The sequence below is a fragment of the Tepidiphilus olei genome (assembly GCF_006980705.1).
Taxonomy (GTDB): Bacteria; Pseudomonadota; Gammaproteobacteria; order Burkholderiales; family Rhodocyclaceae; genus Tepidiphilus; species Tepidiphilus olei.
Map to the genome: position 1 here is coordinate 91871 of NZ_SBHO01000005.1, position 23791 is coordinate 115661.

At 62.8% G+C, this 23791-nt stretch carries 24 protein-coding genes; 2 read left to right on the plus strand and 22 right to left on the minus strand.

The annotated features are described in order from the left end of the window. Positions 1-53: 53 nt before the first annotated feature. From surE to EPD80_RS07100, 19 genes are all read right to left on the minus strand, one after another. Positions 54-845 (minus strand): 5'/3'-nucleotidase SurE, encoded by a 792-nt coding sequence (gene surE / locus EPD80_RS07010; protein ID WP_142810616.1) that lies wholly within the window; start codon positions 843-845, stop codon positions 54-56. Next, complete coding sequence (locus tag EPD80_RS07015; RefSeq protein ID WP_142810618.1) at positions 842-1900, minus strand: phosphotransferase; 1059 nt, start codon at positions 1898-1900, stop codon at positions 842-844. Before EPD80_RS07015 ends, surE begins: the two co-directional genes overlap by 4 nt. Positions 1901-1906: 6 nt before the next feature. After that, the gene (locus EPD80_RS07020) at positions 1907-2662 is read right to left on the minus strand and encodes an SDR family NAD(P)-dependent oxidoreductase (protein ID WP_390613072.1); all 756 of its coding nucleotides are present in this window, start codon (positions 2660-2662) and stop codon (positions 1907-1909) included. 13 nt (positions 2663-2675) lie between these two features. Continuing rightward, positions 2676-3887, minus strand: a complete 1212-nt coding sequence (locus tag EPD80_RS07025; protein ID WP_142810622.1) for an acyl-CoA dehydrogenase — start codon at positions 3885-3887, stop codon at positions 2676-2678. 65 nt (positions 3888-3952) lie between these two features. After that, positions 3953-5116: an ABC transporter substrate-binding protein gene (locus tag EPD80_RS07030; protein WP_142810624.1), complete on the minus strand. Its 1164-nt coding sequence runs from the start codon at positions 5114-5116 to the stop codon at positions 3953-3955. 84 nt (positions 5117-5200) lie between these two features. Then, positions 5201-5908, minus strand: a complete 708-nt coding sequence (locus EPD80_RS07035; RefSeq protein ID WP_142810626.1) for an ABC transporter ATP-binding protein — start codon at positions 5906-5908, stop codon at positions 5201-5203. Beyond that, a complete protein-coding gene (locus EPD80_RS07040) occupies positions 5895-6659 on the minus strand; it encodes an ABC transporter ATP-binding protein (protein WP_142810628.1) in 765 nt (254 codons plus the stop codon). Before EPD80_RS07040 ends, EPD80_RS07035 begins: the two co-directional genes overlap by 14 nt. Positions 6660-6662: 3 nt before the next feature. Then, on the minus strand, positions 6663-7655 hold the full coding sequence (locus EPD80_RS07045; RefSeq protein ID WP_221928901.1) for a branched-chain amino acid ABC transporter permease: 993 nt from the start codon (positions 7653-7655) through the stop codon (positions 6663-6665). Further along, entirely contained in the window at positions 7652-8515 is an 864-nt protein-coding gene (locus EPD80_RS07050) for a branched-chain amino acid ABC transporter permease (RefSeq protein WP_142810630.1), read from the minus strand. Before EPD80_RS07050 ends, EPD80_RS07045 begins: the two co-directional genes overlap by 4 nt. A gap of 16 nt (positions 8516-8531) precedes the next feature. Beyond that, on the minus strand, positions 8532-10193 hold the full coding sequence (locus EPD80_RS07055) for a long-chain fatty acid--CoA ligase (protein WP_142810632.1): 1662 nt from the start codon (positions 10191-10193) through the stop codon (positions 8532-8534). Between the two features lie 162 nt (positions 10194-10355). Next, positions 10356-11192 (minus strand): pantoate--beta-alanine ligase, encoded by an 837-nt coding sequence (gene panC / locus EPD80_RS07060; protein ID WP_142810634.1) that lies wholly within the window; start codon positions 11190-11192, stop codon positions 10356-10358. Positions 11193-11201: 9 nt separating this feature from the next. Then, a complete protein-coding gene (panB, locus tag EPD80_RS07065) occupies positions 11202-12020 on the minus strand; it encodes a 3-methyl-2-oxobutanoate hydroxymethyltransferase (protein WP_142810636.1) in 819 nt (272 codons plus the stop codon). A 69-nt stretch (positions 12021-12089) separates the two neighbouring features. Beyond that, positions 12090-12728 carry a deoxynucleoside kinase gene (locus tag EPD80_RS07070; protein ID WP_142810638.1) on the minus strand — a complete coding sequence of 213 codons (639 nt, stop codon included), beginning with the start codon at positions 12726-12728 and terminating at the stop codon, positions 12090-12092. A gap of 2 nt (positions 12729-12730) precedes the next feature. Beyond that, entirely contained in the window at positions 12731-13093 is a 363-nt protein-coding gene (locus tag EPD80_RS07075) for a DMT family protein (protein ID WP_142810640.1), read from the minus strand. Continuing rightward, positions 13090-13590, minus strand: a complete 501-nt coding sequence (gene folK, locus EPD80_RS07080; RefSeq protein ID WP_142810642.1) for a 2-amino-4-hydroxy-6-hydroxymethyldihydropteridine diphosphokinase — start codon at positions 13588-13590, stop codon at positions 13090-13092. The genes EPD80_RS07075 and folK overlap by 4 nt, the downstream gene beginning before the upstream one ends. Continuing rightward, positions 13587-14963 carry a polynucleotide adenylyltransferase PcnB gene (gene pcnB, locus EPD80_RS07085; protein WP_142810644.1) on the minus strand — a complete coding sequence of 459 codons (1377 nt, stop codon included), beginning with the start codon at positions 14961-14963 and terminating at the stop codon, positions 13587-13589. Before pcnB ends, folK begins: the two co-directional genes overlap by 4 nt. Beyond that, positions 14960-15655: a histidinol-phosphatase gene (locus tag EPD80_RS07090; protein WP_142810646.1), complete on the minus strand. Its 696-nt coding sequence runs from the start codon at positions 15653-15655 to the stop codon at positions 14960-14962. The genes pcnB and EPD80_RS07090 overlap by 4 nt, the downstream gene beginning before the upstream one ends. A 2-nt stretch (positions 15656-15657) precedes the next feature. Then, positions 15658-16392: an HdaA/DnaA family protein gene (locus EPD80_RS07095; RefSeq protein WP_185957737.1), complete on the minus strand. Its 735-nt coding sequence runs from the start codon at positions 16390-16392 to the stop codon at positions 15658-15660. After that, on the minus strand, positions 16389-17471 hold the full coding sequence (locus tag EPD80_RS07100) for an AI-2E family transporter (protein ID WP_142810649.1): 1083 nt from the start codon (positions 17469-17471) through the stop codon (positions 16389-16391). The genes EPD80_RS07095 and EPD80_RS07100 overlap by 4 nt, the downstream gene beginning before the upstream one ends. A 126-nt stretch (positions 17472-17597) precedes the next feature. Here EPD80_RS07100 and purM point away from each other — a divergent pair, with 126 nt between their 5' ends. After that, the gene (gene purM / locus EPD80_RS07105) at positions 17598-18662 is read left to right on the plus strand and encodes a phosphoribosylformylglycinamidine cyclo-ligase (protein WP_142810651.1); all 1065 of its coding nucleotides are present in this window, start codon (positions 17598-17600) and stop codon (positions 18660-18662) included. On the opposite strand, the gene miaA is transcribed toward purM, so the two are convergent. Then, positions 18659-19621, minus strand: a complete 963-nt coding sequence (miaA, locus tag EPD80_RS07110; protein ID WP_142810652.1) for a tRNA (adenosine(37)-N6)-dimethylallyltransferase MiaA — start codon at positions 19619-19621, stop codon at positions 18659-18661. The two genes, purM and miaA, sit on opposite strands and share 4 nt — an antisense overlap. 61 nt (positions 19622-19682) lie before the next feature. Here miaA and EPD80_RS07115 point away from each other — a divergent pair, with 61 nt between their 5' ends. Beyond that, the gene (locus EPD80_RS07115) at positions 19683-20270 is read left to right on the plus strand and encodes a YqaA family protein (RefSeq protein ID WP_142805253.1); all 588 of its coding nucleotides are present in this window, start codon (positions 19683-19685) and stop codon (positions 20268-20270) included. Positions 20271-20288: 18 nt separating this feature from the next. Here the strand turns inward: EPD80_RS07115 and EPD80_RS07120 are convergent, their stop codons facing one another. Together EPD80_RS07120 and mutL are read right to left on the minus strand one after the other, a co-directional pair. Continuing rightward, positions 20289-21656: a KamA family radical SAM protein gene (locus EPD80_RS07120; protein ID WP_142810654.1), complete on the minus strand. Its 1368-nt coding sequence runs from the start codon at positions 21654-21656 to the stop codon at positions 20289-20291. A gap of 253 nt (positions 21657-21909) precedes the next feature. Further along, positions 21910-23787 carry a DNA mismatch repair endonuclease MutL gene (gene mutL / locus EPD80_RS07125; RefSeq protein WP_142810656.1) on the minus strand — a complete coding sequence of 626 codons (1878 nt, stop codon included), beginning with the start codon at positions 23785-23787 and terminating at the stop codon, positions 21910-21912. Positions 23788-23791 lie beyond the last annotated feature (4 nt).

Genomic DNA, 23791 nt, shown 5'->3' on the forward strand with positions numbered 1-23791 from the left:
CCTTTTTTGTCTTCCTTGGATGAACAACGAGGGTACAGTAAAAAGCGGTTGGATCAATTTCGCAGGCAATGATCTAGCCCTTCCCATAAGCGGTCCCATTCGCCGGAGAGATCCCGCTCGAAGCGCAGTGGTGTGACCGAGATCTTGCCTTCGCGCAGGCAGGCGATGTCGGTGCGCGGGTCGTCGATGTGCTTCGCGCTGTATTCGAAACCGATCCAATGGTATGGTTGGTCTCGGGTGTCGATACGGGAATCGATTTTGACGCCGGAGATGACACCCCGCGCCGGCACGGTGAAGGAAACGCCGCGGATCGCGTCGGCGGGTAGATCGGGGAAATTCAAATTGAGACACACGTCCTGTGGCCAGCCGCGCTGGTAGAGCTCGAGCACGAGTGCTGGGGCGATGCGCAACACCGTTTCCCAGCGTACGCACTCGGGTTGGCGAAAGGCTAGGCTCAAGGCTATGGAGGGAACGCCGAAGAGCATGCCCGTCATCGCTGCTCCGACGGTCCCCGAATAGGCGATCGCTTCGCTCAGATTGGCGCCGCGATTGACACCCGAGAGAATGAGGCTGGGAGGCTGATCTTTGAGGAGGTGCCCCAGAGCGAAGAGCACGCAGTCGCTGGGGGTGCCGCGCACGTAGTGATGCCGTTCGTCGGACGAATAGACGCGCAGTGGCGTGTGCACGTTGATGCTGTGCGAGGTGCCGCTCTGATCGAATTCCGGGGCCACCACCCAGACGTCGTCGGAGAGCTCGTGCGCGATCTGTTCGAGTACTTTCAAGCCTTCGGCTCTTCCCCCGTCGTCGTTGGTGAGCAGCAGACGAGGAATGGGTTTGGCGCTCATCGAGCGCCTCCGCGCTGGGCAATCTGCCAGCCGATTTCGGCGAGGATACCGGCTCGGGCACCCACCTCGTGGGCATCAGCGCTACTGGCGTTGCCTTGGAGGGCGCGTGCATAGATTCCTTGTAGGATTGCGGCGAGGCGGAACAAGGAAAACGCCAGGAAGAAATCCCAGTCGGGAATGTCGGTGCGCCCGCTCTGGGCGCAATAAAAGGAAAGGAACTCCGCTTCATCGGGGATCCCGAGCGCGGCGATGTCCATGCCGACCAATCCTTTGAGCGCGGGGGTATCGGCCGGCAAGTGATACATCAAACAACAATAGGCGAGATCGGACAGGGGGTGCCCCAAGGTAGAGAGCTCCCAGTCGAGGATGGCGAGGATTTTCGGTTCACTGGGATGGTAGATCAGATTGCCCAAGCGATAATCCCCATGCACGATCGAAGTCTCGTCCTCTGAGGGCGCATGCTCCGGTAGCCAGCGCATCAGCTGCTCCATCGCCGGGATGTCGCTGGTTTTGGAGGCTTCGTACTGCTGGCTCCAGCGTTTGATCTGGCGCTCGACGTAGCGGTCGGGACGACCGAATCCTTCGAGTCCTACCGCTTTCCAGTCGACCGCATGCAGCTTGGCAAGCGTCTCGGCCATCTCGCGATAGATGGGGTGTCGTTGCTCGCGTGGAACGTCGGTGAGGGCGGGGTGAGGGAATATCCGCCCTTCGACGTAATCCATTACATAAAATGGGGTACCGATGACGCTGGGGTCTTCGCACAGATGCCTCGCCGGGGCGACGGGAACGCCCGTATCGCGCAGCGCGCTGATCACTTGATATTCTCGCTCGATCTGGTGCGCCGAGGGCAGGAGCTTTCCGGGTGGTTTTTTGCGCAGGACGTAGCGCTGGGTTCCTGCCGTGATGAGGAAGGTCGGATTCGATTGGCCGCCCTGGAATTGCTGGATCGCAAAAGAATCTTCGACACCTGCGAGACCGATCTGCTCCAGATAGCGACGCAAGCGCTCGACGTCGAATTGATGTGCCGGTAGGATATCAATGAGTTTGGTGGTCATGGTTTCTCAGCAGATTGTTTCCCCGCCATCGGCGACGAGGAGATGGCCGGTGACGAAGCTCGAAGCGTCCGAGGCGAGGAAGAGCGCCACCCCGGCGATGTCCTCGGGTTCTCCCAGCCGCCGAAGCGGCGCCTTCTGTTCGGCCTTTTCCCGCCACACCGGGTCCTCCCACAGCGCCCGGGCGAAGTCGGTCTTGATGAGCCCGGGGGCGATGGCATTGACCCGGATGTTCGACGGGCCCCATTCGACGGCGAGACAGCGCGCGAGCTCGGCCTCGGCTGCCTTGGATACGGCATAAGCACCGATCACGGCGTTTCCTTTGATGGCGGCGATGCTCGAGACCATGATCACGGAGCCGCCGCCGCGCTGGGCCATTCCTGGCAGCACCATGTTGCACAGCCACAGGATGCTCTGCACGTTGGTGCCCATGACCTTTTCCCAGGCTTCGTCGGAGATCTGCGCCAGCGGCCCATAGACCGGATTTGTGGCGGCGTTGCACACCAGGACGTCGATTCGGCCCCATTGCTCCAGGGTCCGATCGACGAGGTTTTGCAGCTGGGCCTTGTCGCTGACGTTGCAGGGAACGGCGATCGCTTCGTACCCCTGGGCGAGGAGCTCGCCGGCGACTCGCTCACAGGCTTCGGCTTTACGGCTCGAGATCACGACCTTGGCCCCGGCCTGGGCATAGAATCGGGCGATGGCCAGGCCGATGCCGCGCGTCGATCCGGTGACAAGGGCCACTTTGTCCTTGAGGGAGAACATGGACATGTCTCCTTCAGTGGGGGGTGCGGTAAGCGCGCAGTTCGAGCTTGGCGACGGTTTCGCGGTGTACTTCATCCGGTCCGTCGGCGAAGCGCAGCGATCGGGCATTGGCGTAAGCGGCGGCGAGGAAGGTGTCTTGGCTCACGCCGGCGGCACCGTGCACTTGGATGGCGCGATCGATCACGTTGCAGGCCATGTTCGGCGCCACGACCTTGATCATGGCGATTTCGCGACGTGCCTCTTTGTTGCCGACTGTATCCATCATGTGCGCGGCTTTGAGTACGAGCAGGCGTGCCTGTTCGATCTCGATGCGCGAGATCGCAATGTTTTGCCGCACGTAGTCGTTCTCGGCCAAGGGCTTGCCGAAAGCCACGCGCGAGAGGGCGCGCTGACACATGGTTTCCAGGGCGCGTTCGGCCTGGCCGATGAGCCGCATGCAGTGATGGATACGTCCCGGACCGAGACGGCCTTGGGCGATTTCGAAACCGCGCCCTTCACCGAGCAAGAGGTTGGAGACCGGCACGCGCACGTTGTCGTAATGGATCTCGGCGTGGCCGTGAGGGGCGTGATCGTAGCCGAAGACGGTGAGATTGCGCAGGATTTTGACACCGGGGGTGTCCAAGGGCACCAGGATCATCGACTGTTGCTGGTGCTTGGGCGCGTCCGGGTTGGTCTTGCCCATGACGATGGCGATCTTGCAGCGCTTGTCGTTGGCGCCGGAAGACCACCATTTGCGGCCGTTGATGACGTATTCGTCACCCTCGCGTCGAATTTCGCAGCGGATGTTGGTGGCATCGGACGAAGCGACGTCGGGTTCGGTCATCGAGAAGCAAGAACGGATTTCACCGGCAAGCAGCGGCTTGAGCCACTTCTCTTGTTGTTCTTTGGTGCCGTATTTGAGCAAAACCTCCATGTTGCCGGTATCGGGCGCTGAACAGTTGAAGACTTCTGGGGCGATGTGGGAACGCCCCATGATCTCGCACAGATGGGCGTACTCGTAATTGGTGAGGCCGGCGCCATATTCTTCGTCGGGGAGAAAGAGGTTCCACAAACCTTCGCTGCGAGCCTTACGCTTGAGTTCTTCGAGTATGGGGGGATTTTCCCATCGATCTTTGAGTTGGGCATGCTGCTCCTCGAACACCTTTTCATTGGGGTAGATATGCTCGTCCATGAATGTGAGGAGCTTGTCACGCAACACCTTGGCTTTGTCCCTGAGTTCGATCATGAGTGTTCTCTCAGTTGCCTTCGTTGAATAAAAAAACCTGACCGTGTTCTATTTTCGGTCCGTAGTCAATTTAATAGATCGCCACGTCGCTTGACGACGATTTGACCGTTTTCGACGACGGCAAAGCGTAGCTCTAGCAAGAAAGCCCCGTTTTCTTCTACGCCTTCCACCCCGTCCGTATTCAGTTCAGGGGGCAGGGCAGCGACCGCCTTGGGGATCGCTTCACGGATCTTGCGAGCGTCGTCGACGGAGCAGGACTGGTTCATCGCCTCAGCAAAAACGTAGGTGGCATAGCGATTGAGGCTGGCTTCGGTCGTCGGTGTTTTGCCGTATTTCTCTTCATAGGCGCGGATGAAAGCCTTTGCCGCAGGCGCATCGTTGAAAACGAGCGGCATGACGCCGACCGAGCCCTCGAGGGGCTGTAGGCCGCCCACGATTTTCGCCATTTCGTCCAGTTTCGCCTGGTCCATGACGATGAAGCCACCTTTGAACCCTTGCTCCCGCGCTTGCTGCGCAACCAAAGCAGTGGGTTCGGAGGGACCGCCGATGAAAAGCACGTCGGGTTTGGCCGCCAAGACTCGGCTCACTCCACTGTAGAAATCGGTGTCGCGGTTGTAGTCCATGGGGTTTTCCGCTACCACCGTGCCGCCTAGTTTCTTCCATCCTTCGGTGAACGCTTCGGTCCACATCTTGGCGTAGGTATGGTTGGCATTAGCGACCGCGACCTTGGTGCCGAAACGCTTCATCGCATATTTGGAAAAAGGTTCGATGTAATTCTTGAAATTGGGTGGAATGCGTACCGTAAGGGTGTTGCCACGCTCAGATACGTCCGGTACGCTGGTATAAGAAGCGATGAGGAACCCTTCTTTCTCATTGAATACCTGCATGGCAAACGTGCCGCCAGCGTGAGGTGTGAAGATAATGGGGGTTTTGTGTTCTTGAACGAGTCGCCTGGCGTTGATCCCCGTTTCACTGGGAGCGTACTTGTCATCGAGAGCGATTACTTGGAAATTGTATTTCTTGCCGCAGATCGAATAGCCGCCGCTGGCGTTGATTTCGTCGATGGCCATTTCGATGCCACTGAGGGCATTTTTTCCGTAGAGGGCGCCGCCGCCGCTCAAAGGCCCGGAGTACCCAAGTTTTACCGTCTGCGCCCAGGCAGTGTTGGCAATCGCTGCCGTGCACAAAGCGGCGATGAGGGTGGTTTTCAGGTATTTTTTTGTGCTCATGTCTCCTTCCTCCTCGGTTGTTGTTAATCAAACGCTTGTTTGCTCACTGTACCCAAGAATGGCCATTCGGTCAAGCCGTGTGCCTCAGATCCCGATATACGCCCGGCGTACCCGGTCGTCGGCGAGTAATTTCTGAGGGTCTCCTTGCAAGATGATGCGCCCTTGTTCGAGAATGTACGCTTTGTGCGCGATCTTGAGCGCGCCGTAGGCGTTTTGTTCGGCCAGCAGGACGGTGGTACCTGAGGCATTGATGCGTGCGATCACTTCGAACATTTGTTTGACGACGAGCGGCGCCAGGCCCAGCGAGGGTTCGTCGAGCAGCAAGAGGCGGGGGCGGGCCATCAGGGCGCGGCCGATGGCCACCATTTGTTGCTGTCCCCCGCTGAGCGAGCCGGCCTCGTCCTGCGCTTTGTCACGCAAGATGGGAAAGAGGGAGTAGACCTCTTCGAGGGCGCGTTGTACCCCAGCTTTGTCGCGGGCGTGTACGTATGCTCCGAGAAGGAGATTTTTCTCCACGCTGAGGGCGGGGAAGAGTTTGCGCCCTTCGGGGCAGTGCACGAGTCCCAAGCGTACGATCTCGGTCGGCTTGCTGCGGGTAATGTCTCGGCCATCGAAGATGATGGTTCCTGAGACGGGGCGCAACAAGCCGCTCAAGGTTTTGAAAAGCGTCGTCTTGCCGGCACCATTGGCGCCGAGCAGGACCGTGATCTCGCCGTGGGTGAGGGAGATATCGACTCGATCTATGGCAGTGAAATTGCCGTATCGAACCGTGACGGCATCAAGCTGCAGCATGCTCGCTCCCCAGATAGGCCTCGATCACTTTGGCGTTGGTGCTGATCTCTGCGGGCGTACCTTCGGCGATTTTTTCGCCATAGTCGAGGACGACGATCTTGTGCGCCAACTTCATGACCATGTCCATTTTGTGCTCGATCAGGCAGATGCCATAGCCAAGAGTGTTGAGTTGTTTGATCAGGATCGCCAGCCTCGAGGTTTCCTCGGGATTGAGGCCACCAGCAGGTTCATCGAGCAAGAGATAGCGCGGGGATGTGGCAAGCGCAAGGGCGATGGCCACGCGTTTCCGTTGTTCTTGGGTGATGTCGCTCACTAAGCGATGGGCTACGGCGGTCAGTTCAACGAGTTCGAGCGCTTCCAGGGCGCGCTGGCGGCATTGGGTTTCGGCATTTTGCATCCGCTTGGTGTTGAAAATGACGTCGAGTAGATTGAAACGTACGCGCAGGCGATGGCCGACGATCACGTTGTCCAGCACCGTGCCGTGCTCGAACAAGGTAGTGCTTTGGAAAGTGCGTGCGATGCCCAGGGCGGCGATGCGATGCGGTGGAGCGGCAGTTATATCGGCTCCATCGAGCGTGATTTGCCCGGAACTGGGTTTGAGCATGCCGCTGATCAAGTTGAAGAAGGTGGTTTTTCCCGCGCCGTTGGGGCCGATGACGGCGGTAATGTGACCTTGTTCGAACTCCATGGTGACATCGCGCACCGCCGTCAGGCCCCCGAAGTGTTTGGTAAGGTGGTGAGTGCGTAGCATGGATCACACCTTTGTCGTAGCAGTAGCGTTGCTCGATGGTTGCCGAGTGAGCCGTCTCATACGGCGTAGGTGGAGGTAACCCATCAGGCCGTGTGGAAAATAGATCACGAGAATGATGAGTATGGGCCCGAAGATGAGCATGCGGTATTCCTGGAGGAATTGTAGGCTCTGGACCAGCCACATGAGGAGCACACAGCCGACGATGGGGCCGAAGAGTAAGCCGATTCCGCCAACCAACATGAAAGTGATCATGTCGAAAGTAAATGCAATGTTGGCCAGGCTTGGGTCGACGAAGCGCACGATGCCGCTGTAGAGTCCTCCCGCCAAGCCACCGTAACAGGTCGACAGGGTAAAAGACAGGAGCTTGGCGCGCATGGTGTTTATCCCTATCGCTTGTGCCAGCGGCTCGCTGTTACGAATGGCGATGAAGGTTCGACCGAGCAAGGATAGGGTGATACGCCACATCACCAAAAGGCCGATGAGCAGCATGACGAGCGCGAGATAGTACTGGGGTAGGATTTGGTGGAAATCGATCAAACCGAATCCTTCTGGCGGTTCGATGCCGAAAATGCCATTGTGTCCTTCGGTGAGGCTGTCCCATTTTTCGAGGATCAGCAGGATGATGACCCCGAGCGACATGGTGAAGATGGCGAAATAGTGGTCTTTGAGGCGTAGGGCCACGGTGCCCAGCAGTGCGCCCAGCATGCCCGTAAACAAGACGGCGACCAGCAGTGCCGGCCAAAAAGGCCATCCTCCTTTGACCATGAGAAGGGCCACCGTGTAGGCGCCTATTGCCATGAAACTTCCATGAGCCAGGTTGAGCTGACCGGTATAGCCGGTGATGAGATTGAGGCCGAGGGTCGCCAAGGCCAGGATGAAAATATTGGTCATCAGGGCGACTTGGTACTGGTTGTTGGCCAGGAGTGGAAAAAAAAGACAGAGGAGGAAGAAAAGGCTCGCGCCACCTTTACCGAGTAGAGAAAATTTGTTCATCATCGCATCCCCTTGGTGAAGAGCCCTTCGGGGCGCAGTGCCAGAATGAGTACGAGGACCGCAAAAGCGATCAAATCTTTGTAGTCGGAGGAAACGTAGAAACCCGCGAGGGCCTCGGCCATGCCGATGATGAGTCCGCCTACGATGGCGCCACTGATACTGCCCATGCCACCCAGAATGATGATGACGAAGGCTTTCATGATGACGAGCTCGCCCATGGTGGGGTAGATGAGGTTGATGGGGGCAAAGAGTGCGGCCGCTACCGCCGCCAGGGCCCCGGCGATGGCGAAAGTGAGCAAGGAAATCTTGTTTGCGTCAATGCCCATGAGGAAGGCGCCTTCCCGATTCTGAGCCATCGCCAAGATGGCGGTACCGAGTAGAGTTTTTCGCAAGAACAGGTTGAGTGCGACCATGAGCACAAAAGCGGACACGATGATGAGTATGCGTTGCGTGGGCAAACTCAGCCCAGCTAAGGTAACCGAGCCCGTGTAGGGAGTGGGCATGCGGTGAAATTCCGCACCCCATATGGCGTGCGCCAGTGCCTCGAGGAAAAGAAGGATGCCAATGGCGGCGATCATGTGGTGCAATGGCAGCGCGTTCTCCAAAGCGCGAAAAACCAGCCGCTCACTGACCATGGCGATGACGGCGCTGACTGCGGCAGCGCAGAGTATCGCCGGCCAGTAAGGGACTCCCGCCTTGGTCATCAAGCTATAGGCAACGAAGCCTCCCATCATGTAGAAGGCACCATGTGCGAAGTTGGGGATGTGCATGATGCCGTAGACGAGAGTCAGGCCTAATGCCACGAGGCTATAGATGCTCCCCAGGGTCAAGCCATTGAGAATTTGCTGGATGAATAATATCACGCCATATCCTTTCTTCTCAAGAAGAGGCTTTCTGCCATTCTCGTTCCTGCAATAGTCGCCATTGGAGCTTGCCGGTGGGAGACTTGGGTAGAGTCTCCACGAATTCGATCTTCTCCGGTACCTTGTAGGCAGCCATACGTTCACGGCACCAGGCGATGATTTCTTCTTCGCTGGCTTTGGCGTCGGGGCGGAGTACGACCAACGCTTTTACGGTTTCGCCACGCCGTGGATGGGGTGCCGAGATGACGCACGCTTCTTGGATGGCGGGGTGGGCATACATCATCGACTCGACTTCGGTCGGCCAAACCTTGAAGCCCGCAGCATTGATCATGCGCTTGAGACGGTCGACGATGAAGAAATAACCCTGTTCGTCGTAATAGCCGATGTCGCCGGTGCGGAAGAAGCGTTTTCCTTCGAGCTCGATGAAGGCCGAGGCAGTTTCCTTGGGGCGATTCCAGTAGCCTTGGAAGACTTGAGGGCCATGGACGATGATTTCCCCGACTTCATTCGGGCCCAGTTCCGCACCGCTGTCGAGATCGATCACCCGCGCGTCGGTGTTCATGATGGGGATGCCAAGGCACTGGGATTTCGGGGCATCGGGCGGGTTCATGTGGGTCGGAGCCATCGTTTCGGTCAAGCCGTAGCCTTCGAGATAGGGTAGGCCGACGAGTTGTTGGAGTTTCTCCGCCACCGCTTTGGGCATGGCGGCGCCGCCGCCCGCGATGCGCACCAAGCTGCTGAGGTCGTAGCGATGGATTTCCGGATCGGCGAGCAAGTCGACCACCATCGTCGTGATGGCGGTCCAACTCGTTATCTTGTGGCGTTGGATAAGCTCGGCGGCGACGCGACGGTTCCACCGCGTCATCTGTACCACGGCGGCACCGTTGAAAATGACGGTATTCATCGTCCCCTGCATGCCCGTTACGTGAAAAAGCGGCAGGGTGCCGAGCGTGGAGGAGTCGGCGGGGGCAGGAATCCACGCGGCGTTGAAGACGGTGGTGGCCATTACCGAGCGGTGCGTATGGATGCACCCTTTGGGATGCCCCGTGGTGCCGCTGGAGTAAGGAATGACGGCAAAATCTTCGGGCGTCGCGGTATGTGGCGCTGGACAATGGCCCGCGGCGAGGGCTTCGTGCCAGGAGGTGACCCCTTTGACGCTCAACGGACGCCGTGGGGCGGCGACCTCTGCCGGCAGCTCGAGGTCGGTAGGGGTGCGCACGTAGTCGCCGTAAGCGGCGACGATCGCATGGGCGAGCTTGCCGCGCTCGAGCAGTGGGGCGAGGTTGTCGAAGAGCTCCTGCCCGCAGATCACGACCCGAGCTCCCGTGTCCTCGACGAGATACTCGAGTTCGGCGACTCGGTTCATGGGGTTGACGGGAACGACGATGGCGTCGGCGCGCAGAATGCCGTAATAAGCGATGATGAACTGCGGGCTGTTTTGCATGTAAAGCAGCACGCGGTCGCCCTTGTTTATCCCCAGGTGCTGGAGATAGCCAGCAAGCGCCTCGGCCGACTCATGCACCTCGCCGTAGGAGATGGGGGTGTCGTAGTAGAGAATCGCTGGTTTGCGCGGATAGCGCCGTGCCGAGATGACGAGGTTTTCGTAGAGACTGGTTTCGGGGATGGTAACGTGCTTGGGCACGCCCTTGGGCCAGACGGAATAATGCCGTTCGAACATGAGTCTCCTCCTTTGGGGTTTGAGCGCAAGGCGGTGCGCTCGCCCCTATCGTGTTTTTCACACATTCGTTTATTTTTATTACGCGTTTGTTTGTTTTTATCATGGATCGCAACACCCCGTCAAGGACGAGCGCTTGCCCCACCCGGTGGCGCTGCGTACGCGTCAGATCTCGATGTTGTCGAGGAGCCGCGTGCTACCCAGGCGCGCGGCGCCCAGCACGACGAGTTCCCGCTCGCCGGGCGCGGGGGGCTGCAAGTCGACGCGGCGGCGCACCGTGACGTAGTCCGGCTGCCAGCCGTGGGCAGCGAGCTCGGCCATTGCTTCCTCCTCCAGCCGGGCATGGTCGGTGGCTCCGGCGCGCACGGCCTGGGCGATACGCGTGAGGACGCGATAGAGGCGCGGCGCCTCGGCACGCTCGGCTTCTGAAAGATAGGTGTTGCGTGAGGAGAGTGCAAGACCATCAGGGGCGCGCACCGTCTCGCCGGCGACGATCGTCACCGGCAGGGCGAGCTGGCGCACCAGGTTGCGCAGCACCATGAGCTGCTGGTAATCCTTCTTGCCGAAGAGGGCGACTTCGGGCTGCACGATGCCGAAGAGCTTGGTGACCACGGTGGCTACACCGCGGAAATGCCCGGGGCGCACGGCGCCTTCGAGGATGTCGGTGTGCTCGGGCGGGGGCGTCACGGTGTAGGTCTGCGGTTCGGGATACATTTCCGCTTCGCTCGGAGCGAAGACGTGATGCACGCCCTCGGCGGCGAGCAGCTCCAGGTCGCGCGGCAGGGTGCGCGGATAGCGGTCGAAATCCTCGTTCGGGCCGAATTGCAGGCGGTTGACGAAGATGCTCACCACCACCGTGTCGGCGAGCGTCTTCGCCTGGCGCACCAGCGCGAGGTGCCCTTCGTGCAGGCAGCCCATGGTCGGTACCAGCGCCACGCGTCCCAGGGAGGGGCGCAGGGCACGGACTTTGGCCACGGTCGTGAGCGGCGAAATCGTGGTCATGACGAACCCTCAGTAGCAGTGTTCCGGGGCGGGAAACGCCCCTTCCTTCACTTCGCGCACGTAGGCGCGCACCGCCTCCTCGACCGAATCGCGGCCGGTGAGGAAGTTCTTGACGAAGCGCGCCTTGCGCCCGGGGTAGATCCCCAGCATGTCGTGCAGCACCAGCACCTGGCCGTGACATTCGGGCCCGGCGCCGATGCCGATGGTGGCCGTGCGCGACAGTTTGGCGCTGATCTCGGCACCCAGGGTGCGCGGGGCCATCTCGATGACGAGGAGCGCCGCTCCGGCTTCTTCCAGCGCCAGGGCGTCTTCGAGGAGGCGGCGCGCGTCTTCCTCGCTGCGCCCCTGCACGCGATAGCCGCCGAGCTGGTGCACGGCTTGCGGCGTGAGGCCGATGTGCCCGCACACCGGAATGCCGCGCTCGACGAGGAAACGCACCGTCTCGGCCATCACTTGCCCGCCTTCGAGCTTGACCATCTGCGCCCCGGCGGCCATGAGGGCGGCGGCGTTGCGTAGCGCCTGCTGCGGACTTTCCTGATAAGAGGCAAACGGCAGGTCGGTGACGACGAAAGCGCGCCGGGCACCGCGGGCCACGCATTCGGTGTGATAGATCATCTGCGCCATCGTCACCGGCAGGGTGCTCTTCTGCCCTTGCACGACGTTGCCCAGCGAATCGCCCACGAGCAGGACGTCGACGCCGGCACGCTCCAGGAGCGTGGCGAAACTCGCGTCGTAGCAAGTGAGCATGGCGATCTTCTCGCCGGCGGCACGCATCTCGGCGAGTCGAGTGAGGGTGACGGGCTTGTCATCCAGGGGTTGGGCGCTCATCGCCTCCTCCGTACAACGGGAACGCGGGCGATTGTGGCGCATTTCATCGCGACGCACAACCCGCGCCGCTCAGGCGTAGCCGAAATACTCGCGGTGGCTGCGCATTCCGCGCAGGCGCTCGAGCACAAGGGCGAAGTCGCCCGATTCGTGGATGGGGTCGAGCACTTCCGCATCCAGGATGAACAAGGGGGAGGTGCTGTAATCGTAGAAGAAACGGGCGTAGGCGGCGCAGACTTCGGTGAGGTAATCGAGCGTGATGCCGCGCTCGACCGTCCAGGCGCGACGCTCGACGCGTTCGGCCAGCGTCTCGGGGCGGGCCTGCAGGTAGATGACGAGATCGGGTTGCGGCAGATTCGCAGGCACGATCCGCTCATGGATGCGCCGATAGAGGGCGTGTTCGTCCGGTGCGAGGTTGAGCTCGGCGAAGAGGGGATCTTTCTGCAGCATGAAGTCGCTCACCACGCGCTGTCCGGCGGCGAGCATCTGGGCCACGGACGAGAGCGCCTCGATCCGCTGGAAGAGAAAGTCGAGCTGGAGCGGCAAGGCCCAGCGTTCGCGGTGTTGATAGAACCGACCGATGAAGGGATTGCGCTCGGGGGTTTCCAGCACCGCCTGCAGGGCGAGCGTTTCGGCAAGCTTCTGCGCCAGCCGCGTCTTGCCGCAGCCGATCGGGCCTTCGATGACGAGGTAACGGGCTTTGTCGAGCATGGTCAGGTCGTCCGGAAAGTGAAATAGACGGCGCCGAGCAGACAGCACGCGGCCCAGAGGTAGTCGAGCTTGAGCGGTTGCTTCATGTAGAAGATGGCAAACGGCACGAACACGGCGAGCGTGATCACTTCCTGCATCAGTTTCAGCTGCGGCAGGGCAAGGGCCTGGGCGCCGATGCGGTTGGCCGGAACCTGCAGCATGTACTCGAAAAAAGCGATGCCCCAGGAAACCAGGGCGGCGAACCACCACGGCCGGTCGGCCAGATGCTTGAGGTGGCCGTACCAGGCAAAAGTCATGAAGAGGTTGGAAGCGGAAAGCAGCAGCGCCGTTTGCAGCCAGAGAGGGAGGTGAGAGAGAGCGTTCATGCGGGATGGGGCAGGAGGCGTTCGACGTCCTGGTCGCTCAGCCGCTCACGCCAGGCCGACAGCGGCCCCAGGCCCGGGGCTTCCAGGAAGGGGTCGAGTTCGAGCAGCGGTTCGAGCACGAAGGCGCGCCGATGCAGCCGCGGATGGGGCAAGGTGAGGCGGGAGGATGCGAGTACGAGTTCGCCGTAGAGCAGCAGGTCGAGATCGAGCGCGCGCGGCGCCCAGCGGTAGGGGCGGACGCGGCCGAAGCGCCCTTCCAGCGCGAGGAGCTCGTCGAGCAAGGCATGCGGCGGCAGCGTCGTGGCCACGCGCGCCACGGCGTTGATGTAGTCCGGCTGCGGCTCGGGAACGCCTACCGGCGCGGTGCGGTAGAGCGAGGAGGCGGCGACGAGCTGCGTGTCGGGCAATCGTCCCAAGGCGGCGATCGCCGCGCGTACCGTGGCTTCGGCGTCACCGAGATTGGCCCCGAGCGCGACATGGGCGAGGACGGGGGTCATGGAGCGTCCGGCGTGGGGGTGATCTCGGTCATCTCGCGCACGGCCGATTGCGCTTTGCGCGGACGGCGGCGGCGCTTGCGTTTGGCCGGTGTCTCGCCGGTACTTCGCGCTTCACGCAGTAGCGCCGCCCGCTCGGCCTCATCGCCGTAGGCGAAGCGCTGCCACCAGCGCGGCAGTTCCTCGGGCACTTCGCCCGCCTTGGCGCGCAGCGAGAGAAAATCCCAGCCAGCGCGGTAGCGCGGCTGCTCGATGAGGCGATAGGGGGCTTTGCCGGCGCGCCGCTCGAAGCGCGGTTGCATCATCCACAGCTCGCGGATGTCGCCGGCGAGTTTGCGCGTGATCGCGAGCGACTCGGCCTGCGTCTCCAGCACGGTGTCCATCGCGGCTTCCATGGCAGGGAAGACCGGTTCGCCCTGAGCCTGGCGCCGGCGCCATTCTTCGAGCACCCGGGGCCATAGCAGGGCGGCGAAGCTGAAGGCGGGCGAGGCGCTCTTGCCTTCGCGGATGCGCCGGTCGCTGTCTTCCAGGGCGAGGCGCACGAAGCGCTCGCCGGAAGGGTGGTCGAAGACGAGGTCGAGCACTGGCAGCAGCCCGCCGTGCAATCCTTCCTCGCGCAGTCGTTCGAGGCAGGCGAGCGCATGGCCGGATGTAAGGATTTTTACCACTTCGTCGAAGAGCCGCGCGGGTGGGACGTTCTCCAAAAGAGGGGCGAGGCGTCGGATAGGGGCGCGGGCGGCCGGATCGATCAGGAGATCGAGCTTGGCGGCGAGCCGTACGGCGCGCAGCATGCGCACCGGGTCTTCGCGATAGCGTTGCTCGGGATCGCCGATCATGCGCAGGGTACGCGCCTCGATGTCGCCCACGCCATGGTGAAAGTCGTGCAGCACGCCCGCCACCGGATCGTAGTAGAGGGCATTGATGGTGAAGTCGCGCCGCTGGGCGTCCTCGGCGTGCGTGCCAAACACGTTGTCGTCGAGGAGCCTGCCGTGCGCATCCACGGGGGCGCGGTCGGGATCGACCAGGCCACGGAAGGTGGTGACTTCCACCGTTTCCCTGCCGTGATAGACGTGCACGATCTTGAAGCGGCGCCCGATGATGTGGGCGCGGCGAAAAAGGGCTCGTACCTGCTCAGGGTGGGCGTCGGTGGCGACGTCGAAGTCTTTGGGCGTGCGAGACAAGAGCAGGTCGCGCACCGCGCCGCCCACGACATAGGCTTGATGGCCATGACGATGTAGCGTCTCGCACACGAGGCGGGCGCCGGGGGAAATGTGCTCGGGAGTGATGCCATAGCGCGCGGCCGGTAAAACGGCCGGCGCCGAGGCACTCGGTTTGGTGACTTTGGCGATGACTTTTTTGATGAATTTGCGGATCATGGTCGTCTCGTGGCCGAGGATGGCTCGGCTTGGCGCAGCGACAGGATGCGCCAACCGTGGCGGAGTGCGTGCGAGCGCAGTCGTTCGTCCGGATCGACGGCGACGGGTTCGGCGATGCGTTCGAGCAAGGGGAGGTCGTTGTGCGAGTCGCTGTAGAAGGTAGTGCAGGAAAAATTCGTCCACCACAGCCCCAGCGATTCGAGCCAGGATTCGACGCGCTCGATCTTGCCCGCCTGGAAGGCCGGCGTGCCGCGGCAGCGGCCGGTAAACCGCCCGTCGCGCTGCTCGGGGATGGTGGCAATGAGGTGACAGACACCGAAAGCGCGCGCAATCGGCCCCGTGACGAAGGCGTTGGTGGCGGTGACGATCGCCACCACGTCGCCAGCGGCCAAGTGATCGCGTACCAGGGCTTTGGCCGCCGGCGTCATCATGGGTTCGATCACTTCGCGCATGAATTCGGCGTGCAGCGCCTCCAGCTCACGGCGTTCGTGGCGCGCGAGCGGGGCGAGTTGGAAATCGAGGAAGGCGTGGATGTCGAGCGTGCCGGCCTGATACTGGGCATAGAACTCGGCGTTCTTCGCTTCGTAGAGCTCGGCATCGACCAGACCTCGGCGGATCAGGAACTGTGCCCACTCGAAGTCCGAATCGCCGGCGAGCAGGGTGTTGTCGAGATCGAAGAGGGTGAGGTTCACTTTCATTCCTTTGCCATTGTACCGGGTTCGTCGCCTTGGGGTTGCCCGCCCAGTTCTGCGAGCACTTCGCGGGCGAGCGCCACGGTTACGGGGCGCTGCCGCTCGAGCGAGCGACGATCGAGCGCCGCGACGAAGGCGGCGAGCCGCCGTGGGTCGCGTTCGATGCGATGCAGCACGTAAGTCGCCACGTCGCGCTCGAGCTGCATGCCGCGCGCCTGGGCCCATTGTTGCAGGAAACCGAGCCGCTGGGCATCGTCGAGCGGCTCGACGTGGAACACGAGGCTCTGGCCGATGCGGGTGCGAAGATCCTCGCGCAACCCGAGATTGCGTGGTGGGGTGTCGCCAGTGACCACGAGGCGCTGCTCGAGTTCCCTCGCGCGATTGTAGGCGTTGAAGAGTGCATGTTGCAGGACGGAATCGGCGTGCTGTACGTCGTCGATGAGCAGGATCGCTCTGGGTGTCTCCGGCAGCGCTTCGCCGAGGAAGTGCTCGGCGGCGACATAATGCACCGGGCGGGCGTTGCGTTGGGCGAATTCGGCGGTGGCGATCAAAAGGTGCGTGCGACCACAGCCCGAGGCTCCCCAGAGGTAGAGGTGCGAGGGGGGCAGCGGGCCGCTGTCTCGCTCCAGTACCAGGGTTTGCAGCCTCGCCACCAGCTCCTCATTGCGGCCGATCACGGTACGTTCGAAAGTCGGCACCGTGCCGCCGAAGAAGTCGAGTACGAGCTGAGTGCTCACCCACCTCCTCCCGGGCGACCGCGGTAGAGGCTGCTGCGCTTCCATGCTGCGAGTAGATCGCGCAGGACGACGAGCAGCACTGCGCCGGTGGGCAGCGCGATGAGCATGCCGACGAAACCGAACCAGTGGGCGAAGGCCATCAGCACGAAGATCACCGCGAGTGGGTGAAGCCCGATGCGTTCGCCCACGAGATGAGGCGTGAGGACATAGGTTTCCAGGACTTGACCCAACGTAAAGACGAGAATGACGGGCACCACGAGCATGGGCTCCGGCCCCTGAATCAGGGTAGCCAATGCCGCCAGGACCACCCCCGTGCCGTAGCCCACGTAGGGGATGAAGGCGATCAACCCCGTGATGATTCCGATGGGGAGCGCGAAATTGAGCCCGGCTAGACTCAGGCCGATGCTGTAGTAGAGTGCGAGCGAGCCCATGACCGACAGCTGTCCGCGGAGGAATTCGGAGAGCACTCGGTCGATTCCGCGCATCTTTTTCGCTGCGGGCTGTTGGCAGTGTCGAGGCAGCAGGCGCAGCAGCGTGCGACGCAGGTGCGGCGCTTCCACCAGCAGATAGAACATCGCCAGGGGAATGAGGGCGAGGTTGATGAGCGTAGCCATGAGCACGGCGCCGCCGCTCCTGAGTTTGCCCAGCAGCAGCAACAGCCAATTTTGTGCGCTGTCCCAGTGCTCTTTGAGCCATTCACGCACGAACTCGGGGTCGATGCGATCGACGTCGACCCCGATGCGCTGCCCGACGTGCTGCAGGAACGAATCGAGACGCCCCAGCAAATCGGGTAACTGTTGGACGAAGATGGCGATCTGGCGCCAGAAGAGCGGTAGCACGAGCAAGACGACGGCTACGAGCAGGAAGCCGACGATGAGGATGGTGAGCCAGGCTGCCAGGGTGCGCGGCAGACCCAGTGCCTCGAGCCGGTCGGTGATGGGGCCGCAAATATAGGCGAGCACTGCGCCGATGATGAAGGGGGTCAGTACCGGCAGCAGCGAGTAGAGGAGGAACGCGAAGAGCGCCGCTAGCCCGCCCCACAGCCAAAATTCTGTGCGGATGGAGGGTGTGCCGTTCATGCGGTGTCGTACAATTTTGGATCGTTCGCCATGAGCGAGGACTCGGTCGGAACGGCCGCCTCGTGATAGTGATATATAGGGGTCAATTATCGCCGGGGAACCGGACGCTGAGCAAGAGGAGCCGACGTGACAGGATTGACTTATCGGGATGCTGGGGTAGACATCGATGCGGGAGATGCCTTGGTCGAGCGCATCAAACCCTTGGCGGCGCGCACCATGCGCCCGGAAGTGCTCGCCGGTATCGGCGGATTCGGGGCGCTCTTCGCGCTCGGTGGGCGCTATCGCGATCCCGTGCTCGTTTCCGGCACCGATGGGGTGGGTACCAAGCTCAAACTCGCCTTTGCCTGGGGGATGCACGACGGGGTGGGGCAGGACCTTGTGGCGATGAGCGTGAACGACATCCTCGTCCAAGGGGCCGAGCCGCTCTTTTTTCTCGATTATTTCGCCTGCGGCAAGCTCGACGTCGAGGTGGCGGCGCGGGTGGTGGCTGGCATCGCGCGCGGCTGTGAGCTCGCCGGCTGCGCGTTGATCGGCGGCGAGACGGCCGAGATGCCCGACATGTACCCCGAAGGGGAGTACGACCTGGCCGGATTCGCCGTCGGGGCGGTCGAGCGGGAGGCCATCCTCGACGGTTCGCGTATCGTTGCCGGCGACGTGCTCCTGGGATTGGCTTCCAGTGGTGCGCACTCGAACGGCTATTCTCTCATCCGCCGCGTGCTCGCGAAGGCAGGCTACGGCGCGGATGCGGCGCGCGATGCCGAACTCGTGCTCGACGGCAAGCCGCTGCGCGAGGCGGTGATGGCGCCTACCCGCATCTACGTGCGCAGTGTGCTCGAGTTGCTGCGCGAGCTGCCCGGTGCGCTCAAGGGACTCGCGCACATCACGGGCGGGGGGCTCAGGGAGAACGTGCCGCGCATCCTGGCCGAGCCGCTCGCCGCGCACATCGATCTCGGGAGTTGGCCTCGGCCGGCACTCTTTCGCTGGCTGCAGGAGCAGGGCGAGGTGGCCGAGGCGGAGATGACCCGTGTCTTCAACTGCGGCATCGGTATGGTGCTCGTGGTCGCACCCGAGCAGGCGGGGGCGGTAGAAGCCCTGCTGCGCGCGCAGGGTGAGACGGTTTATCGCATCGGCGAGGTGGTGCCGCGCGTGGGGGATGAGCCGCAGGCGCGCATCGTGGGCTCTCCGGCCTAACGCATTTCCGCCAGCGCTTCGGCCAAACGCCGTGGCGTTTCCGGGGCGAAGGGATCGAAGCGACGCAGCTCGGGCCAGTTCTCGCCGAACTGGCGCAGCCACGTGAGCTGGCGTTTGGCCAGTTGCCGCGTGGCGGCGATGCCGGCTTCGATCATCGCTTCGCGGTCCATCGTACCTTCGAGGTACTGCCACACCTGGCGATAGCCCACCGCGCGCATGGACGGGTGGGCAAGGGTGAGGTTTGGGCGTTGCCGTAGCTGCATCACTTCCTCGACGAACCCCGTCTGCAGCATTACATGGAAGCGCTCGGCGATGCGCTCGTGCAGCCGTGCCCGATCCGTGGGTACGAGCGCGAGCGGCAGCCAGCGGTAACCGTGGGCGGCCGGGGGGCGGCGGGCGTAGCGCGCGGCGAGCGGTTCACCCGTGAGAAGGACGATCTCGAGCGCGCGCTGGATGCGCTGCGCATCGGTGGGCGCGAGCCGGGCGGCGGCCTGCGGGTCGAGGCGGGCGAGCTCGGCGTGGAGCGCCGGCCAGCCTTCGCGTGCAGCGCGTGCGTCGATCTCGGCGCGCAGTCGAGGGTCGGCTGGCGGCAGGTCGGAAAGACCTTCGCGCAGCGCCTTGAAGTAGAGCATGGTGCCGCCCACCAGCAGCGGCAGCCGTCCGCGGGCAAGGATTTCCCCGATCGCCGCGAGCGCATCGGCGAGAAAGCGCGCCGCCCCATAGGCTTCTTCCGGCTCGACGAGGTCGAGCAGGTGGTGCGGTACGCGCGCCTGTTCCTGCGCCGTGGGCTTGGCGGTGCCGATGTCCATGCCGCGATAGACCAGGGCCGAGTCGACGCTGACGATATCGAGCGGAAAACGTTCGGCGAGCGCGAGCGCGAAGGCGGTCTTGCCGCTGGCCGTGGGGCCGAGCAACCAAGGGATGCAGGGGATGTCGTTCCGAGTCAGTGGGGTGTACATCTTCTTTCCATGGATGGCATAGAATCCGGCCGATTGTCTTCTCGTGCTCACTGGATTTTTGATGAAAATTTTCTCTGCGCTCTTCGACCGCGTGATGCGTTGGTCGCGCCATCCGCGGGCGCCATGGTACCTCGCGCTGCTGTCGTTCGCCGAATCCTCGTTTTTCCCCGTGCCGCCGGACGTGATGCTCGCGCCGATGGCTCTGGCTTCCCCGCGCCGTGCCTGGGTATTGGCGCTGATCACGACCGTGGCTTCGGTGCTGGGCGGATTGCTCGGCTACACCATCGGTTACTTCGCGTTCGCCACGATCCGGCCCTGGCTCGAGGGTTCCTCGTATTGGTCGTCTTATCTCGTGGCGCGGGCGTGGTTCGACGATTGGGGTGTATGGGCAGTGTTCGTCGCCGGCTTTTCTCCGATTCCGTACAAAGTCTTCACGATCGCCGCGGGGGTGGCGCAGATGGCGTTGCTGCCTTTTACTCTGGCTTCCCTCGTGGGGCGAGGTGGGCGTTTTTTCCTCGTCGCGGCCCTGATGCGTTGGGGGGGCGAGCGCATGGAGGCGAGGCTGCACCGCATCGTCGATCGGCTCGGCTGGGCGAGCGTGGCGCTGGCCGTGCTCGCCTTTGGCCTGTATCGCTTGGGCTGGATCTGAGTGACCGACTCGCCCGGATCAATTCACGGGTTCTACGGCGGGTGCGGGGCGTTCGGTCATGCTTCGGTACGCGGCGCTCCAGAACCATTCCCGTTCGCCGAACGCGGGTTCGAGTTCGTCTAGCCAAGTGGCGTTTTCGTCGTATCGGGCAAAGAAGGGGCGATAGGTCCATTGAGGATCGCGCGCCTGGAGAAATCTCAGGACGAAGACCCGTTCGCCGGCGACCGTGCTCACCCCTAGGATTTCCGCTTTGCCCGGCGAGGCGGACATACTGGGGCCGCGCACCGTGCGCGCCAGACCCGAGACGCGGCTCGCGGCGTCGCGATAGATCGTCCAGCAGCGTACCAACGGCACGGCGAAGTGTTGCTTGGCGCCGGTATCGCGTTCCACGAACATGTAGTAGGGGACGATGCCCAGCTCCACTTCTTTTTGCCACAGTTTCGCCCAGACGTCGGGGTCATCGTTGATGTGGCGAATCAAGGGGGCCTGGCCTCTGAGGGTCGCACCGATGCCGCGCAGTCGGGCGATGGCGCGTTGCGTCGCTTCGGGTTCGAGTTCGCGCCAATGGTTGAGGTGCGCCATGATCGCCAGGTGTTTTCCGGCGGCCAGCACGCGCTCGAAGAGCCGCATCAAGGCGTCGCCTTCATCGGGATCGAGGAAGCGGAACGGCCAGAAAGTAAGCGCCTTGGTGCCGATGCGTATGCTGCGAATGTGGGCGAATTCGGGTTCGAGCAGCGGCTCGAGATAGGCGGCGAGATGGGTGGTTTTCATCACCATCGGGTCGCCTCCGGTGAAGAGCACGTCGGTGACCTCGGGGTGACGGCGCAGGTATTCGGTGAGCTGACGCGCCTGTGAGGTGGCGATGCGCAGCGTCTTGTCGCCCACGAATTGGGCCCAGCGAAAGCAGAAGGTGCAGTAGCTGTGGCAGGTCTGCCCTTGAGCCGGGAAGAAGAGCACCGTTTCCGGGTATTTGTGCTGTAGCCCCCAGATGGGCTCGCCGGAGTCATCACGGGGAATGTTGAGTTCGATCTGGCCGGCGGGGTGCGGATTGAGCGCCTGGCGAATGCGCTTTACCGCTTCTTCCAACTGCGCTTTCTCCGCGCCTCGTTCTAGGAGGGTGGCGATCGTTTCATAGTGCTCGTCGGCGAGCATGCCCCGCTGCGGAAAAGTGAGCTGGTATATGGGATCGTCGGGAACGGCGTCCCAATCGATCAGGTGCTCGACGACGTAGCGGTTGACGCGAAAGGGCAGGACGGTCGAAACGACTTGCATATCGAAGCGCACTTGCCGTGGCAGGCGCTCCAGTTGCGGAATACGTTCGAGATCCCTGGCCGTATAGACTTCAAAGGCGGGGAAAGTGTTGGAGTCGAGAAGGGTCGCATTCATGGCGTTCTCCTGCGTTGGGGACCGCGCATCGCCCGGTACGATTTCAGGGGGAGGGCGGTCGATGGTCTCTTCGTGACGGCCGATTCCGGGGAATCGACGGCCTCGCTCGGTTCGGATCACGAACCCAGACGCTTTTCTTGGCGTCACCTCCTTTTTCGTTTGATGACAATATAGTAATACTCGAACACACGAGGCGCCGAGGCGAGCGGGAATCGGCGCGGTGTAAAAGGGTGCGGCGTGTCGGATTGCCGGATCAGCGTCCGCGCAGGAACAAGCGGTCGAGCTCGGTGAGGCTCAATTGCACCCAGGTGGGGCGACCATGATTGCACTGGTCGCTGCGTTCGGTGCGCTCCATGGCACGCAGGAGCGCGTTCATCTCGGGGATCGTGAGTGGGCGGTTGGCCCGTACGGCCCCATGACAGGCCATCGTCGCCAGAATCTTATCACGGAATGATTCGACGGCAAGGCTTTGTGGAAATTCGGAAAGCTCGTGCAGCAGGGCGCGTAGCAAGGGTTCCAGCGCGCCCTGGGCGAGGAGCGCCGGCGCCGAGCGCACGGCCAATTGCCCCGGCCCGAGGGCACCGATGTCAAAGCCCAGGCGCTCGAGCGTGCTGCGCTGTTCTTCCCAGGTGGCGTATTCCCGAGCATCGACCGCGAGCACGAGTGGCACGAGCAGGCGCTGCACGTTCGGCGTGCGATCCCAGGATTCCTTCAGATGCTCGTAGAGGATGCGCTCGTGCGCGGCGTGGATGTCGACGAGCACGAGCCCGGCGGCGTTCTGCGCGAGCAGATAGACCCCGTGCAGTTGCGCGAGCGCATAGCCCAGCGGCGGCGTGGCCATGGCATCGTCGGAGGCGATCTCGGCGACAGGGGCAGGGACGTCGAATGCGCTCGACTTGGCGTGCGCCGCGACCGATGCTTCATTCATTTCCTGCACCGGAGCAAGTGCCGACCGGGCGAAAGCAAGATAGGCGGCCTCGGCGGCGGCGTCATGCAGGCGCGGCACAGGGGATGGAGCGGAAGGGGGAATCACGCGCGAGGTCGGAGCGTCGCTCACGGAAGAGGAGGGAAGGCTTGGCTGCCGAGGCACGGAAGGCTCGACCGTGGCGGCCGCCGCTTCACCCCCATCGTTTTTCTCCTGCTCGAGGACGATGCGGCTCGGGGCGAGCGCCCGGCGTACCGCGTCGAGCACGAAACGGAACACCGCCTGCGAATCGCGAAAGCGCACCTCGATCTTGGCCGGATGGACGTTGACGTCGACGAGTGCCGGGTCGATGGCGAGGAAGAGGGCGAAGGCCGGCTGACGTGAACCGTGCAGGACGTCGGCGTAGGCCTGGCGCAGCGCCTGGTTCAACATGCGGTCGCGCACGAATCGACCATTGACGAACCAGTATTGCGGCGGACGATTCTCCCCGGCATGCCGCGGTTCGATCACCCGCCCGAAGAGCCGTACTGGCCCGGCTTCGGCCTCTACGGGGCGACTGTGCTCGACGAACTTGTCTCCCAGCAGGGCGGCGAGCCGCTCCTGGGGGGTGCCCGGCTTGAGATGCAGCACGCCGCGGGCGTTGTGGCTGAGCGCGAAAGCGACTTCCGGGCGCGCCAAGGCCACGCGCCGCAGGGCTTCCTCACAGTGCGCGTATTCGGTGGCTTCGCTTTTGAGGAACTTCCGTCGCGCCGGTGTGTTGTAGTAAAGGTCGGTGCAGTCGATCACCGTGCCGGATTCCAGTGCCGCCGGCGCGAGTTCACCGCCCGTGGCATCGAACCGCCAGGCGTGCTCGCTGCCCCGGGCACGCGAGGTGATCGTGAGCCGGCAGACGGAGGCGATCGCCGCGAGCGCTTCGCCGCGAAAACCCATCGTGGCGATGCGCTCCAGGTCTGCGGCGGTGTGCAGCTTGCTCGTGGCGTGGCGCATGACCGCGAGCGCGAGCTCCTCGCGCGCGATGCCGTGACCGTCGTCCTTGACCCGGACGCGGCGCACGCCGCCCTGCTCGAGGCTGACTTCCACGGCGCACGCGCCGGCGTCGAGCGCATTTTCGACCAGTTCCTTGACGAGGGAGGCGGGGCGTTCGACGACTTCGCCGGCAGCGATCTGGTTGATCAGGGCATCGGGCAGCAGGTGGATTCGGGACATGGGG